At 48.9% G+C, this 15,204-nt stretch carries 15 protein-coding genes and 2 tRNA genes; 2 read left to right on the forward strand and 15 right to left on the reverse strand.

From position 1 onward, the window contains the following. Positions 1-7: 7 nt before the first annotated feature. From nusA to rlmE, 9 genes are all read right to left on the reverse strand, one after another. A complete protein-coding gene (nusA, locus tag JC793_RS17970) occupies positions 8-1,519 on the reverse strand; it encodes a transcription termination factor NusA (RefSeq protein ID WP_046894278.1) in 1,512 nt (503 codons plus the stop codon). Positions 1,520-1,545: 26 nt separating this feature from the next. Then, complete coding sequence (rimP, locus tag JC793_RS17975) at positions 1,546-1,998, reverse strand: ribosome maturation factor RimP (protein WP_218426932.1); 453 nt, start codon at positions 1,996-1,998, stop codon at positions 1,546-1,548. 196 nt (positions 1,999-2,194) lie between these two features. Further along, positions 2,195-2,271: transfer RNA gene (locus JC793_RS17980), tRNA-Met, on the reverse strand. Positions 2,272-2,328: 57 nt separating this feature from the next. Next, positions 2,329-2,418, reverse strand: a tRNA-Leu gene (locus tag JC793_RS17985). 80 nt (positions 2,419-2,498) lie between these two features. Continuing rightward, positions 2,499-2,837: a preprotein translocase subunit SecG gene (gene secG / locus JC793_RS17990; protein WP_015422312.1), complete on the reverse strand. Its 339-nt coding sequence runs from the start codon at positions 2,835-2,837 to the stop codon at positions 2,499-2,501. 244 nt (positions 2,838-3,081) lie between these two features. Continuing rightward, on the reverse strand, positions 3,082-4,416 hold the full coding sequence (glmM, locus tag JC793_RS17995) for a phosphoglucosamine mutase (RefSeq protein WP_004241391.1): 1,335 nt from the start codon (positions 4,414-4,416) through the stop codon (positions 3,082-3,084). Continuing rightward, the gene (gene folP / locus JC793_RS18000; protein WP_218426934.1) at positions 4,409-5,257 is read right to left on the reverse strand and encodes a dihydropteroate synthase; all 849 of its coding nucleotides are present in this window, start codon (positions 5,255-5,257) and stop codon (positions 4,409-4,411) included. Before folP ends, glmM begins: the two co-directional genes overlap by 8 nt. 140 nt (positions 5,258-5,397) lie before the next feature. Next, on the reverse strand, positions 5,398-7,347 hold the full coding sequence (gene ftsH / locus JC793_RS18005) for an ATP-dependent zinc metalloprotease FtsH (RefSeq protein ID WP_218426936.1): 1,950 nt from the start codon (positions 7,345-7,347) through the stop codon (positions 5,398-5,400). A 48-nt stretch (positions 7,348-7,395) separates the two neighbouring features. Further along, entirely contained in the window at positions 7,396-8,025 is a 630-nt protein-coding gene (gene rlmE, locus JC793_RS18010) for a 23S rRNA (uridine(2552)-2'-O)-methyltransferase RlmE (protein ID WP_004234546.1), read from the reverse strand. Positions 8,026-8,183: 158 nt separating this feature from the next. Here rlmE and yhbY point away from each other — a divergent pair, with 158 nt between their 5' ends. Continuing rightward, positions 8,184-8,477, forward strand: a complete 294-nt coding sequence (yhbY, locus tag JC793_RS18015; RefSeq protein ID WP_046894275.1) for a ribosome assembly RNA-binding protein YhbY — start codon at positions 8,184-8,186, stop codon at positions 8,475-8,477. Positions 8,478-8,676: 199 nt separating this feature from the next. On the opposite strand, the gene greA is transcribed toward yhbY, so the two are convergent. After that, entirely contained in the window at positions 8,677-9,153 is a 477-nt protein-coding gene (gene greA / locus JC793_RS18020) for a transcription elongation factor GreA (protein ID WP_107680078.1), read from the reverse strand. A gap of 298 nt (positions 9,154-9,451) precedes the next feature. Here greA and dacB point away from each other — a divergent pair, with 298 nt between their 5' ends. Beyond that, positions 9,452-10,894: a serine-type D-Ala-D-Ala carboxypeptidase gene (gene dacB, locus JC793_RS18025; protein ID WP_218426938.1), complete on the forward strand. Its 1,443-nt coding sequence runs from the start codon at positions 9,452-9,454 to the stop codon at positions 10,892-10,894. A 740-nt stretch (positions 10,895-11,634) separates the two neighbouring features. Here the strand turns inward: dacB and JC793_RS18030 are convergent. From JC793_RS18030 to rplU, 5 genes are all read right to left on the reverse strand, one after another. Further along, entirely contained in the window at positions 11,635-12,561 is a 927-nt protein-coding gene (locus tag JC793_RS18030) for a DUF4225 domain-containing protein (RefSeq protein WP_218426940.1), read from the reverse strand. Then, a complete protein-coding gene (locus tag JC793_RS18035) occupies positions 12,561-13,040 on the reverse strand; it encodes an Hcp family type VI secretion system effector (RefSeq protein ID WP_218426942.1) in 480 nt (159 codons plus the stop codon). The genes JC793_RS18030 and JC793_RS18035 overlap by 1 nt, the downstream gene beginning before the upstream one ends. Positions 13,041-13,238: 198 nt before the next feature. After that, a complete protein-coding gene (gene cgtA / locus JC793_RS18040) occupies positions 13,239-14,408 on the reverse strand; it encodes an Obg family GTPase CgtA (protein ID WP_107680082.1) in 1,170 nt (389 codons plus the stop codon). 128 nt (positions 14,409-14,536) lie between these two features. After that, positions 14,537-14,794 (reverse strand): 50S ribosomal protein L27, encoded by a 258-nt coding sequence (gene rpmA / locus JC793_RS18045; RefSeq protein ID WP_046894268.1) that lies wholly within the window; start codon positions 14,792-14,794, stop codon positions 14,537-14,539. A 20-nt stretch (positions 14,795-14,814) separates the two neighbouring features. After that, positions 14,815-15,123, reverse strand: a complete 309-nt coding sequence (gene rplU / locus JC793_RS18050; protein WP_004241383.1) for a 50S ribosomal protein L21 — start codon at positions 15,121-15,123, stop codon at positions 14,815-14,817. Positions 15,124-15,204 lie beyond the last annotated feature (81 nt).

The following is a 15,204-nucleotide window of genomic DNA, read 5'->3' on the forward strand; positions in this document are numbered from 1 at the left end:
CTACAAATTAAGATGCATCGTCGCCAAACCAACAGATATTACGCGCTGCCATGATGAGCTCACCTGCTTTCTCATCAGTCAGACCTTCGATATCTGTGAGGTCATCGATACCCTGCTCTGCGAGATCTTCAAGGGTACAAATACCACGGGAAGCCAGGGTGAATGCCAGTGTGCGATCCATGCCTTCAAGGTTTAACAAGTCATCCGCCGGTGTGGTACCTGACTGGCTCTCTTTCTGTGCCAGTTCGAGCGTTGTTAAAGCGGCTTTTGCACGTTCGCGCAGAACTTCAACGGTTTCCTCTTCGAGGCCGTCGATTTCCAGAAGTTCGCTGACCGGCACATAGGCCAGTTCTTCCAGTGTGGAGAAACCTTCTTCCACTAATAAGGTTGCGAAATCTTCATCGATGTCGAGATGCTTAACAAAAGTTTCAATGGAAGCGTGTGCTTCCGCCTGGTGTTTCGCGTTAAGTTCCTCCGCAGTCATGACGTTCAGTTCCCATTTGTCATCACCACGATGTTTTTTCAGCAGTTGTGCAGCGAGACGCACATTCTGGCCGTTACGGCCAATGGCCTGTGCAAGGTTGCTGCTTTCCACAGCAACGTCCATTGTGCATTTGTCTTCATCGACAACAATGGATGCAACATCTGCCGGAGCCATTGCATTAATCACGAATTGCGCCGGGTTGTCATCCCACAACACGATATCAATCCGCTCGCCGCCCAGCTCACCGGAAACGGCCTGAACGCGGGCGCCGCGCATTCCCACACATGCCCCGACAGGGTCGATGCGTTTGTCATTGGTTTTCACCGCGATTTTCGCACGGGAACCGGGATCACGGGCAGCCGCTTTAATTTCAATAATCTCTTCGCCGATTTCCGGCACTTCGATTTTAAATAATTCGACCAGCATTTCCGGACGGGAACGGGTCACAAATAATTGCGCACCACGGGCTTCCGGACGGACATCATACAGAACACCGCGGATACGGTCACCCGGACGGAAGTTCTCACGCGGCAGCATATCTTCGCGCATAATGACCGCTTCCGCATTATTCCCCAGATCGAGGGTAATGTTTTCGCGGTTCACTTTTTTCACCACACCGGTGATGATTTCGCCCTGCTGCTCGCGGAACTGATCAACCACCATCGCACGTTCGGCTTCACGCACTTTCTGTACGATAACCTGTTTGGCGGTCTGAGTGGTGATACGGTCGAAGGTGACAGATTCAATCTGATCTTCGATATATTCGCCTAACTGAATGCCGGGTGTTTCATAATCAGCCGCTTCCAGTGTGATTTCACGGGTCGGCTGAGTAACTTCTTCTACCACCACCCAGCGGCGGAAGGTATCAAAATCACCGGATTTACGATCAATTTCAACACGAACATCAATTTCCTGTTCGTATTTTTTCTTGGTGGCGGTTGCCAGCGCAGTTTCAAGTGCCTCAAAAATTTTCTCACGAGGAAGCGATTTTTCGTTAGAAACTGCCTCAACAACAGCCAGAATTTCTTTATTCATCCTAGTTGCCTCTTTTGAACTTTATATTAAAAGTGGGGTACCAGGTTAGCTTTCTGGATGTTGCCAAGTGCGAACACTTCGTTTTTGCCATCCACTGTAACCGTGATCATTTCACCGTCAACGGCTTTGATAATACCCTGCCATCTGCGACGGTTCTGCATTGCGATTCGTAAAGTCAGTGAGACTTCCTCACCGGTAAACCGCTGATAATGTTCTGCCGTAAATAACGGTCGCTCCATACCCGGAGATGAAACCTCAAGGTTATAAACGGTCGTAATAGGATCTTCAACATCAAGAACGGCACTGACCTGGTGGCTCACGTCCGCGCAATCATCAACAGTGATACCCTCTTCACTATCAATAAAAATACGCAGTGTTGACACGCGGCCGCGGATAAACTCCACGCCGACAAGCTCAAAACCGAGTGCTTCGACAGGTGCAGTGACCATCTCTGTTAATTTCTGCTCTAATGTGGACAAGACCACCCCCGGGACATAAAAAAAGGGCATAACGCCCAGTATCTCTGTTGACTGATAACAAAAAACCCCGAAATTTCGGGGCTTTATGCAACTGGACCCTGTGTACATCACACTTCTTAATCTTTTTTCCAAATCAGGGATAACGTAAGAGTTGTTGATACAATCAACATTGGAAAAAACGATTTGTTATAAGAAGTGGTTGCGGGAGCCGGATTTGAACCGACGACCTTCGGGTTATGAGCCCGACGAGCTACCATGCTGCTCCATCCCGCGTTCGAAACGTGAAAAATTCTACGCTGATCACCTGCAAAACGCAAGTGTGAAACTAAATGGTGCCGAGGACGGGACTTGAACCCGTACGCCCGTTTTGTAGGCACTACCACCTCAAGGTAGCGTGTATACCAATTTCACCACCTCGGCACTGAACTGCTCTTTTTTACGGGACTGACTGATGGTGTGTATCAATCCCGTTTAAAACTTTTACTTCAGACTTGCAACAATCAGCGCGGAATATCGCTGTTAGGAGCTGCTGGTGCTGCGGGAACATCTGTTTTCTGTTCTGTCTGCACCGGCTGAGCGAGATTATCAAACTTGCTGCCTGTACCGGTTTTATTGCTGGTCATATTACCCAGGACTAAACTCAGTACAAAAAACAGTGTTGCTAAAATGCCTGTGGTACGGGTCATAAAGTTACCTGAACCCGAAGAACCAAACAGTGTTGCAGACGCGCCTGCACCGAACGAAGCACCCATGTCCGCACCTTTCCCCTGCTGCATTAAGATCATACCCACCAGGGCGATCGCAACAAGTAAGAAAACGACTAAGAGAGCTGTATACATAAACGTGTACCTATTCCTCGTACGGTATACCGACTGATTCGGTATCAATCTGCACACTCACCGGTAAAATAAATTACCTTGCTGAGCGGGTCAGAATACTAACCAAACAAACGCGGACACGCAAGTCTATTTTAAGCCCGGCGCATCGGTTGCGGAAAAAAACAACAATAAGGGGCGGATTCTGACAGAGCCGGGGGAAAACCGCAATCAGTTTTTCCGGCTCTGTCATTCACATCATAAATAATTATACGCGTTTCACCGCGTCTGCAATACGGTTTGCCATTGCAGTGACCTGCGCTTCATCTTCCCCTTCCACCATCACACGGATCAGCGGTTCAGTACCGGATTTACGCAGCAGCACACGGCCTTTGCCGTTCAGTTCTTTTTCCACTTCCTGTGCCACACGGGTGACTTCCTCGCTTGCCAGCGGGTCGTGCTGACCGGCAAAACGGACGTTCACCAGTACCTGCGGCAGCAGTTTCATGCCGCTGCACAGGTCATGCAGGCTCATGTTGTTGCGTACCATGGCACTCAGTACCTGAAGGCCGGCCACAATACCGTCACCGGTGGTGGTTTTGTCCAGCAGGATGATATGACCGGAGTTTTCCGCACCCAGACGCCAGCCTTTTTCCTGGAGTTTTTCGAGCACATAGCGGTCGCCGACTTTCGCGCGCTCAAACGGAATACCCAGCTGTTTCAGTGCCAGTTCCAGCCCCATGTTACTCATCAGTGTACCGACAGCACCGCCGCGCAGTTGTCCCTGACGCAGCGCTTCACGGGCAATGATAAACAGGATCTGGTCACCGTCCACTTTCTCACCCAGGTGATCCACCATGATCAGGCGGTCGCCGTCGCCGTCAAAGGCCAGACCGACATGCGCGCCTTCAGCCAGAACACGTTCCTGTAACTGGCGGACATCTGTCGCACCACATTTTTCATTAATGTTGATACCGTTCGGATCACAGCCGATAGCAATGACTTCCGCACCCAGCTCGCTTAATACGTTCGGTGCGATGTGATAGGTTGCGCCGTGTGCGCAGTCGATCACCATTTTCAGCCCGTTCAGGCTTTGTTCATTCGGGAATGTGCCTTTACAGAATTCAATATAACGACCGGCGGCATCCACAATGCGGTTGGCACGGCCCAGTTCGGCGGATTCCACGCAGGTCAGCGGTTTTTCCATTTCAGCTTCAATGGCTTCTTCCACGTGATCCGGCAGTTTGGTGCCGTCGATAGAGAAGAATTTAATACCGTTATCATAATACGGGTTATGAGAGGCAGAGATCACGATACCCGCCTCCGCACGGAAAGTACGGGTCAGATAAGCGACCGCCGGTGTCGGCATCGGGCCGGTAAAAGAGGCGGATAACCCTGCGGCAGCAAGCCCGGCTTCCAGGGCGGATTCCAGCATATAGCCGGAAATACGGGTATCTTTGCCGATAATAATTTTACGTGAGCCGTGACGTGCCAGCACTTTCCCGGCCGCCCAGCCCAGTTTGAGCACAAAATCAGGGGTAATCGGGCTGTCACCCACTTTTCCGCGGATGCCATCAGTACCAAAGTATTTGCGATCACTCATTGTCGTTTGTTTCCTTCGCTAAACGGGTTGCTTCCACCACTTTCATGGCCTGGACAGTTTCTTTCACATCATGAACACGGATAATCTGCGCACCTTTCATCGCGGCGATCACCGCACAGGCCACGCTGCCGGCAACCCGTTCATCCGGGGGAATATCCATCAGCTGGCCAATCATAGATTTTCGTGACATTCCGGCAAGAACCGGTAATCCCAGATTATGAAATACGTCTAATTTATCCAATAACTGGTAATTATGCGCCAGTGTTTTCCCGAAACCGAAACCCGGATCGAGAATTATATGATTTTTTTCAATACCGGCGGCCGTGCAACGCGCCACCTGCTCTTCAAGATACGCATAAACCTCACGCACCACATTCTGATAGTGCGGTGCATGCTGCATGGTACGCGGTTCCCCCTGCATATGCATCACACAGACCGGCAGACCGCTCTGTGCAGCCGCCTGTAATGCACCGGGTTCGCTGAATGAACGGATATCATTGAGAATATGAGCACCGGCATTTGCGGCTTCGCGGATCACCAGAGCTTTTGAGGTATCCACCGAAATCCAGACATCCGACTCACGGGCAATCGCCGCCACAACCGGGACAACCCGCTCCGCTTCCTGTTCCGGACTTACTTCGGCAGCTCCGGGACGGGTGGATTCGCCGCCGATATCAATAATCGTTGCACCTTCGGCAATCATTTTCCGGGCATGTTCCAGTGCTTTGGCGGGGGTGTTGTGTGTACCGCCGTCTGAGAATGAATCCGGGGTCACATTGAGGATCCCCATCACCTGCGGCGTTGCCAGTGAGAGCGTCTGACCGCGTGCGGTAAGTTTCATAATCCGGCCTTCTTACTGTTTATTATTCAAATCGTGATGTGATTGTAATGCCTGACTCCGGCGGGATAAAGATATAAAAAAACCCGGCAGATTTTCCGCCGGGTTTTTCATATTACTGCTTCATACAACTGAATGATGAATTATGACTGCTTGTTGTCGTCTTCAGACGGCGCAGCATCGTTGTCATCTGATGATTCAGGTGCTTCCTGAACCGGAACCTGGTTACTGCTTTCCGGCGGACGGGTATCCGCTTTCGGCTTGTCACCTTCCCAGCCCGCAGGTTCGCGGACCGGCACACGGTTCATCAGATCATCAATCTGTGGTGCATCAATGGTTTCATATTTCATTAATGCATCTTTCATGGTGTGCAGGATATCCAGGTTATCCATCAGGATCTGACGCGCACGTTTGTAGTTGCGCTCAATAAGCCCGCGGATTTCCTCATCGATAGTCCGGGCAGTTTCATCAGACATGTGCTGTGCTTTTGACACAGAACGGCCTAAGAATACTTCACCGTCTTCATCCGCATACAGTAATGGCCCCAGTTTTTCAGAGAAGCCCCACTGCGTCACCATGTTACGGGCAATGTTCGTTGCCACTTTGATGTCGTTGGATGCGCCTGTGGACACATTTTCCGGCCCGTAGATAATCTCTTCCGCCAGACGACCGCCGTACAGGGTGGAAATCTGACTTTCAAGTTTCTGACGGCTGGCACTGATCTGATCCCCTTCCGGTAAGAAGAAGGTCACACCCAGCGCACGTCCGCGCGGAATAATGGTCACTTTGTGTACCGGGTCATGCTCCGGCACCAGACGACCGATGATCGCGTGACCGGCTTCATGGTAGGCAGTCGAGGCTTTCTGCTCTTCTGTCATCACCATAGAGCGGCGCTCCGCACCCATCATGATTTTATCTTTTGCTTTTTCGAACTCGACCATGGTTACAACGCGTTTGTTACCGCGCGCCGCAAACAGCGCAGCTTCGTTCACCAGGTTAGCGAGATCCGCACCGGAGAAGCCCGGTGTACCACGTGCCAGCACAGACGGTTCAACGTCCGGCGATAACGGCACACGGCGCATATGCACTTTCAGGATTTGCTCACGGCCGCGCACATCCGGCAGACCGACCACGACCTGACGGTCGAAACGGCCCGGACGCAGTAACGCAGGGTCAAGCACATCCGGACGGTTGGTTGCCGCGATAACGATAATACCTTCGTTACCTTCGAAACCATCCATCTCAACCAGCATCTGGTTCAGCGTCTGCTCACGTTCATCGTGACCACCGCCCAGACCCGCACCACGCTGACGGCCGACGGCGTCGATTTCATCGATAAAGATGATACATGGAGCTGCTTTCTTCGCCTGTTCGAACATATCACGGACACGGGACGCACCCACACCCACGAACATTTCGACGAAGTCAGAACCGGAAATGGTGAAGAACGGTACTTTTGCCTCACCGGCAATCGCTTTTGCCAGCAGGGTTTTACCGGTGCCCGGAGGCCCCACCATCAGAATACCTTTCGGAATTTTACCGCCGAGTTTCTGGAAGCGGCTCGGCTCACGCAGATACTCCACCAGCTCGCCGACTTCTTCTTTGGCCTCATCACAACCGGCCACATCCGCAAAGGTGGTTTTGATCTGATCTTCGGTCAGCATACGAGCCTTACTTTTACCGAAGGACATCGCACCTTTACCGCCGCCGCCCTGCATCTGGCGCATAAAGAAGATCCAGACGCCGATCAACAGCAGCATCGGGAACCAGGAAATGAAGATGGTTGTCAGGATACCCGGCTCTTCCGGTGGTTCACCGACCACAGCAACGTTTTTGTTCAGCATGGTGTTAAGCAGCTGATTGTCCTGCATCGGCAGGTACGTCGTGTATTTGGAGCCGTCTTTTTTACTGACGTTAAGATCACGATTGGAAATACGGACTTCGCGCACCTGATCCTGTGCTAACTCAGTGATGAAGGTAGAGTAGTCCACCTTACGACTGTTTGAATCGCCTGGGCCAAAACTCTGGAACAACGACATCAGCACTACTGCGATGACCAGCCAGAGAATTAGGTTTTTCGCCATGTCACTCAAGGGATTAACCTCTTATTACATCTGTGTTAACAAATAACGCACAGGGTACTACACTTTCCACCCTGTCGCTACAATGTATACTTCACGCGATCGGGCCCGCGAAGCATCGGGTTTACGGATTTTCACTTTCGTGAACAGGGAGCGAACCTCCCGGAGGTACTCGTCAAAGCCATCTCCCTGAAAGACTTTAACAATAAAACTGCCCCCCGGTGCCAGAACAGAACGGCACATATCAAGTGCCAGCTCAACCAGATACATCGCGCGCGGAATATCAACAGCCGGTGTTCCGCTCATATTTGGTGCCATGTCTGACATAACAACCTGGACTTTTTTATCTCCCACGCGCCCCAGCAGAGCTTTAAGCACGTTTTCGTCACGGAAATCGCCCTGAAGGAAATCCACGCCGACGATAGGGTCCATCGGCAACAGGTCACAGGCAATAACACGCCCGGACTGCCCGATATGATTAACAGCATATTGTGACCAGCCGCCGGGTGCAGCACCCAGATCCACAATAGTCATACCCGGTCTGAAAATATTATCGCCCTGCTGAATTTCTTCGAGCTTAAACCAGGCACGAGAGCGAAGCCCCTTTTTCTGCGCCATCTGAACATATTTATCACTAAAATGTTCCTGTAACCAGCGCCCGGAGCTTGCTGAACGTTTTTTATTGGCCATTGTGTTTTCCGACTAACCTGTTATTTCTGACTCAGTTTTTTCGCATAACCGGACAAAAGTCCTGTTACCGCAGACAGTACTCCTCACCTAATGATGGTGATAAGCATGATATGGCGGTAGAATACACCGTTTTCAATAGTTATTAAGCAAAAAAAACGATGAACCTCACTAAAAAACAAGTCCAGCACCTGAAAGCGCTCGCTCATCATCTGAACCCGGTTGTCATGATTGGCAACAACGGGCTGACTGAAGGCGTACTCGCAGAAACTGAAGTGGCTCTTACACATCATGAGCTTATCAAAGTTAAAATCGCGGGCGAAGACCGTGAAATGAAAACCTTGATCGCTGATGCGATTGTGCGTGAAACCCGTGCTTACAATGTGCAGATTATCGGTAAAATTCTGGTGCTCTACCGCCCGTCGGAAGCCCGGAAGATCATTTTACCTAAATGATAATTGCATATTTATAAAAAAATGCCACCGGCAGATGATTTCTGACGATATCGTCCGGCCGGTGGCATTCCTTTCAGATTTTCTTCATATCCCGGCAGACTCTGTGCTCAGCCACCTGAATGTAAAGTTCAGTAAAAATGCCTTTCACTGCATTTTTCTGATGAAATATCCGTATTGTGCTGTTTTTTTACGGCACTGCTTACAGGTATTCCACATTTACCACTTCGTACTCAACTTCACCGCCCGGTGTCTGGATGACAACCACGTCGTCAACCTCTTTGCCGATAAGGCCGCGGGCAATCGGGGAGTTTACTGACAGCAGGTTTGATTTGATATCAGCCTCATCATCACCCACGATACGGTAAGTCTGTTCTTCATCCGTTGCGACGTTAAAAACCGTGACTGTCGCACCGAAAATAATCCGGCCGTTGTTGGTCATTTTGGTGACATCAATCACCTGCGCATTGGAGAGCTTGGCTTCGATCTCCTGGATGCGGCCTTCACAGAAACCCTGCTGCTCACGTGCTGCATGGTATTCTGCGTTTTCTTTCAGATCGCCGTGCTCGCGGGCATCCGCGATATCAGCGATAATTTTCGGACGGCGCTCATTTTTGAGAAATTCTAATTCTTCACGCAGTTGGTCTGCGCCGCGTACCGTCATAGGGATTTGTTTCATTCTCTACCTCTGAATCATTCCTAAGTAATAGTCATATCATCCTGATTAAACGATAACAGTACCTTATGCACCATATGTGGCACACTACTATTAAGTAAAACCGTGTAAATTTGCGCTGATACGGCCATCGCACTACGGATGCTGTCAGCGCGGTTGACGCGTTATCCGCGCGGGCTGAACTGAGATCCTGTTCCGGTATTCTATCCCGGAGCGCAATGCGGGTCATCGTTTACTTTTACCGGCCCGTGGCTTTAGTATAACGGGCTCTCACCCCGGATTGTGATGGATAGGTCGCTCAATGAATGTTTTTACCCGGCTCTCGTATGCAACGGGATTATCAGTATTACTGGCTGCAGGTGCAGCAGCTACTCCGGTTGAGGAATATACCCAATATCTGCCCGCCGGCACAAACCTGGCAATGATTGCACAGCGGGTAGGCGATGCTCAGCCAATCGTGGAATACCAGGGACAACAAATGGCCCTGCCCGCCAGTACCCAGAAAGTGGTAACGGCGCTGGCCGCACTGTTACAGCTGGGACCGGATTTCCGCTTCACCACCAGTCTGGAAACCAAAGGACATCTTGATGGTACCACCCTGAAAGGGGATTTAATCACCCGTTTTACCGGTGATCCGACCCTTACCCGTCAGCAGATCCGCAATATGGTCAATGAACTGCGCAAAGCCGGGGTACAGGCTATTGATGGTGATCTGGTGATCGACATATCTGCATTTGCCAGTCATGACAAAGCACCGGGCTGGGTGTGGAATGATTTAACCCAGTGCTTCAGCGCCCCGCCGGGAGCTGCCATTATTGACCGTAACTGCTTTTCGGTAACGCTGCACCCCGGTGATAAACCCGGGGATACCGCGTATATCCGCACGGCGGATTACTACCCGGTCAATATGTTCAGTGAAGTCAAAACCCTGGAGCGCGGCTCTGCCGAAGGACGTTTCTGCGAACTGGATGTGGTGCCCGGTGAACTGAACCGCTATACCATCACCGGCTGTATGAATCAGCGCAGCGAGCCGCTGCCGCTGGCATTCGGAGTGCAGAACGGTGCAAGCTACGCCGGAGCTATCGTCAAAAATGAACTGATTCACGCCGGAATTGCCCTGAACGGTAATGTCCGCCGTCAGACTCATCCGGAACAACCCGGCACCGTGCTGATACAGACACAATCCGCCCCGCTGCACGCGTTGCTGACCAAAATGCTGAAAAAATCCGACAATATGATTGCCGATGAAGTTTTCCGCACTATCGGGCGCAGCTATTACGGTGTGCCCGGCACCTGGCGTTCCGGCCAGCAGGCTGTCCGTCAGGTTCTGAAAGAGAAAGCCGGCATTGATATGGGCAATACCGTGATGGTGGATGGTTCCGGGTTATCACGCCATAATCTGATCACCCCGGCGACCATGATGGAAGTGCTGCAATTTATAGCCAAACATGATGATCAGCTGCAATTCATTAAAATGCTGCCGCTCTCCGGCTATGACGGCACACTGCAATACCGCGGCGGCCTGACAGAAGCAGGCGTTAACGGCAAACTTTCAGCCAAAACCGGTTCACTACAGGGTGTGTATAACCTGGCCGGGTTCCTCACCACCGCCAGCGGACAGCGCATTGCGTTCGTGCAGTTTATTTCCGCTTATGCTGTCCCGCCTGCCCAGCAGCGCAGCCGCCGTGTGCCGCTGGTCCGCTTTGAGGGGCATTTGTATAAAGATTTATACCGTAATTACTGAGTTGACAACAAAGCCCGGTACAAGTGCCGGGCTTTGCTTTGATAAGAGAAGCATCAAAACAGGCTGACTACCACAATCCATCATTTCACTCAGAAAAGGGGCGCTTTACGAAATCATTCAAGTGATGGTGTATGATTGAAAAACAGTATTTTTCATTAACTTAATAAATAGCGCTGAAAAAAATATTAATCATTCGTGCACCCAGGAAGTAAAAATATAAGTTTATTGACTGCTACCCTTGTATTATAAAGAAAAAATCTGGACACTTGATTAACTTTAAAGTTAAAGTTGAAATCAGAACGTATTATTTTTTATAAAAATTATTTTTTATTACCAATAACAGAGTTTAGTTTGTATTGAAAAAGAGTGCCATTACAGGTATAACTGAGAAAATACCAGTATTTGACGCTTAATAACATAGTTTACATAGGAATGAAAATGTTAACTAAGAAAGACAAAAAAAGATTAAAGAAAGCAAGGTATAACATTGGTTACATTAGTATAAAGTCAAATATCTTGGCAACACTTCATGCGACTGCAGTTTCTTTTTTTATAGTACTGCTATTCCAAAGCGTAAATAATGATCCTATTTATATAGATATTATATTTTCGTTTTTAGCATCACTCCTTGTTTATTTATTTATTTCTGTATATTTATTCGGGAGTATACTACTATGCTTAAAATTATCACTAAGTTATTTCTGTAATTTATACAAAAAATATTTTCTTACTTCAATCCGCTAGTCATCAATCAATTCGGATATAATCACCTTAAGCTTATATGCAGCCATGCCCGATTGATACAGAAATACAGGCCTATACATCTGCTTAAATTTATATGTAAAGTCAGAACGAAATGCATGCCATAAAAAATACCCACCTTTGTCGCCAAACCATCGCTCCATTGCTGTTGGATAAACAACACCATTTCGGGTAGGTACAGGAAGGTGTAATAATCTGTTTGGATTTTTTAACTTAACCAAGGCACCAAATGAAAGATAAACATTGACACCAAAATCTACAAATTTATAGGCCAACTCTCCACTATGCCTGCTATACCCTGCATATTCAGAAATATCAGCCATCGTATTTTGTAAAAAATTAAGATCATTACCGCCGTATTTTCCTTTGGTAAAATCATACATCAATATATTTCCATGCTCTACTATATTACTACCTCCGGTTATAATAGCTAATACACCGATTCCTTTTAATCTATTTGACCTAATCATTTGTCCGGTTCTGAATGTTAAATACCCACCTGCAACCTGAAGTACACCACCAATAATTTCACCTGTCTTTTTTGCATAAAAAACCCATCCTTGCTCTTCAAATTGTTCAGTTGCCTCATAAACAGACCAGTCATTCCGTCTGCCACGTTGGTAATCAGCCTCTTCACTTTGGTACAAATAAACAAGACCATTAAACGCATTATCCCGGCCTTGCCTGTAAGCATAATGATCCTCCGCTGAACTCCGCTTGCGGTAAAATTCTTCCCGCAGATACGCTATTGCCTTACGGATATTCTCACGGTAAATTATTTTTACTTCCGGGTCATATAAAAGATAGGATGCCGCGCGTTCAGAAAGCGTTTTCAGCTTATTGCAATAATCATCGAATTCACGGTTGTAAGCGGGTTGCGTCGATAATACACGGGCTGTTGGCATCAGAAACTCCTGTCATCCCAGATACTGTAAGAACTGGTTCCTGCCATAACGTGATCCCATGTTATGGACTTAAAGCGGATTGAAAGACTTTCTTCCGGTTGTGAATCGTTATGTGTAACAGAGTTCGGATAGAAACAGTTAAGACTGACAATTGCAGCTCCGGTCAGTTTTATTTTGTAATATAATTCCATACTGCCGTTCATCCCAGTGCGGTAAAATGAAAAATCACACGCCAATATTTCATTATTTGTCAGCGCCTGAGCAAGAAGCGGGGATGACTTATCAATCGGTTTACGGATATCCAGCGGCTGAAAATTGACATTCTGTCCCATCGACATACCGGAGGAAACTTCAAACACCAGTATTTCATCTTCATGTCCCGACTGATATTTATTTCCGATCGAATCAATCGTTGAAGCCCCCCGGGAAATTAATCCTTGTTTATTACCGGTTACTGACAGATAGATGATGTTGGCCACTTGTCGTCCTTATGACAAAAGAAAATTTACCTTAAGTTCACCATCTTATTCATGCGGGTGCAATAAAAATACCGTGATTAACATAAACAGAATTTATTTTTTCGGTGAGAATCGCAATACAGCCCTCATTCCCTCATCCATAAAAAAACCCGGTAGTCGGGTAACCAACTATCGGGTTTTTATTCAGAACTCTGACGATTATTTCTTCCAGATAAATTCGACACCTTCTTCGTCGTCTTCATCCCAGTCGTCGTCCCAGTCATCATCATCTTCCGTCTGCTCAAGCTGCTCTTTGTGGTAATCGTCCCACATAAAGTCCACTTTCGCATCTGCGGCCGGTACTTCGGCAACTGCTTCACGGGCATGGGTGTTGAGGAATTCCATCAGATCCCAGCACAGTGCTTTCACGCCTTCGTGATTGACTGCGGAGATCATATAGAATTTTTCATCCCAGCCGAGCGCATCCGCGATCGCCTGAGAACGGGCTTTCGCTTCTTCCGGATCAATAAGATCGACCTTGTTGAAGACCAGCCAGCGCGGCTTCTCTGCCAGCTTCTCACTGTATTTTTCCAGTTCACCGACAATGATCTTCGCGTTTTCCACCGGATCACTTTCATCCACCGGGCAGATATCGATCAGGTGCAGCAGCACGCGGCAGCGCTCCAGATGTTTCAGGAAACGAATACCCAGGCCGGCACCATCAGATGCGCCTTCGATCAGCCCCGGGATATCCGCGACCACGAAGCTCTGTGAGTTATCCATCCGCACCACACCCAGGCTCGGTACCAGCGTGGTGAACGGATAATCCGCCACTTTTGGTTTTGCCGCAGAGACAGAACGGATAAAGGTGGATTTACCGGCATTCGGCATCCCCAGCATCCCGACGTCAGCCAGCAGCATCAGTTCCATCATGAGTTCACGGGTTTCGCCCGGGGTACCCATGGTGCGCTGACGCGGTGCACGGTTAACGGAAGATTTAAAGCGTGCGTTACCCAGGCCGTGAAATCCGCCCTTGGCAACCATGTGGCGCTGTCCGTGCTGCAACATGTCCGCCAGTATCTCGTTGGTGGTCATATCACGCACACGGGTGCCTACAGGCACGTTAATCGTGATATCGTTGCCCCGTTTACCGGTACAGTCACGACTCTGGCCGTTTTGACCCCGCTCAGCACGGAATGATTTTTCAAAACGGTAATCAATCAGGGTATTGAGGTTTTCATCGGCCTGGAGGTATACATCACCGCCATCACCGCCGTCTCCGCCGTCTGGTCCGCCTTTCGGAATATATTTTTCGCGACGGAAGCTCACGCATCCGTTGCCGCCATCTCCTGCCACAACCAAGATTTTAGCTTCATCTACAAATTTCATTACTTTTCTCCGTAACGTTGCCGTGTCCGGACTACCGGTTCAGTATGACCCGGGATGACGTTTTACGCATATAAAAAGCCCTGCAAAAGGTTTGCAGGGCTTTCGGACTCGGTTAAGACGTGAAAAACTTATTCAGCTTCGATGCTGATGAATTTACGGTTTTTCGGGCCTTTAACTTCGAATTTTACTTTTCCGTCAGCTAACGCGAACAGAGTGTGGTCGCGACCGCAACCTACGTTGTTGCCTGCGTGGAATTTAGTACCACGCTGACGAACGATGATGCTGCCTGCTAATACAGCTTCACCACCGAAACGTTTTACACCCAGACGTTTTGCTTCAGAATCGCGACCGTTTCGAGTCGAGCCGCCAGCCTTTTTGTGTGCCATTGATCTGCTCTCCTATTAACTTAAGCGATACCGGTGATTTTAACATCAGTGAACCACTGACGGTGGCCCTGCTGTTTCCGGCTGTGTTTACGACGACGGAACTTAACGATTTTAATTTTATCGCCGCGACCGTGTGTAACCACTTCAGCTTTAATTTTAACACCTTCAACGACTGGAGCGCCGATCTTGATGTCTTCACCATTTGCAACCATCAGAACCTGGTCAAACTCAACAGTTTCACCTGTTGCGATGTCCAGCTTTTCCAAGCGAACGATTTGACCTTCGCTGACCCGGTGTTGTTTACCACCACTTTGGAAAACCGCGTACATATTAACTCCGCTTTCCGCACACCCCATAAAATTTGATTCTCAGAGTGCACTATAAAATTATTCACAATAGGGCGCGGATTT

This window comes from Morganella morganii (assembly GCF_019242955.1).
Taxonomy (GTDB): domain Bacteria; phylum Pseudomonadota; class Gammaproteobacteria; order Enterobacterales; family Enterobacteriaceae; genus Morganella; species Morganella sibonii.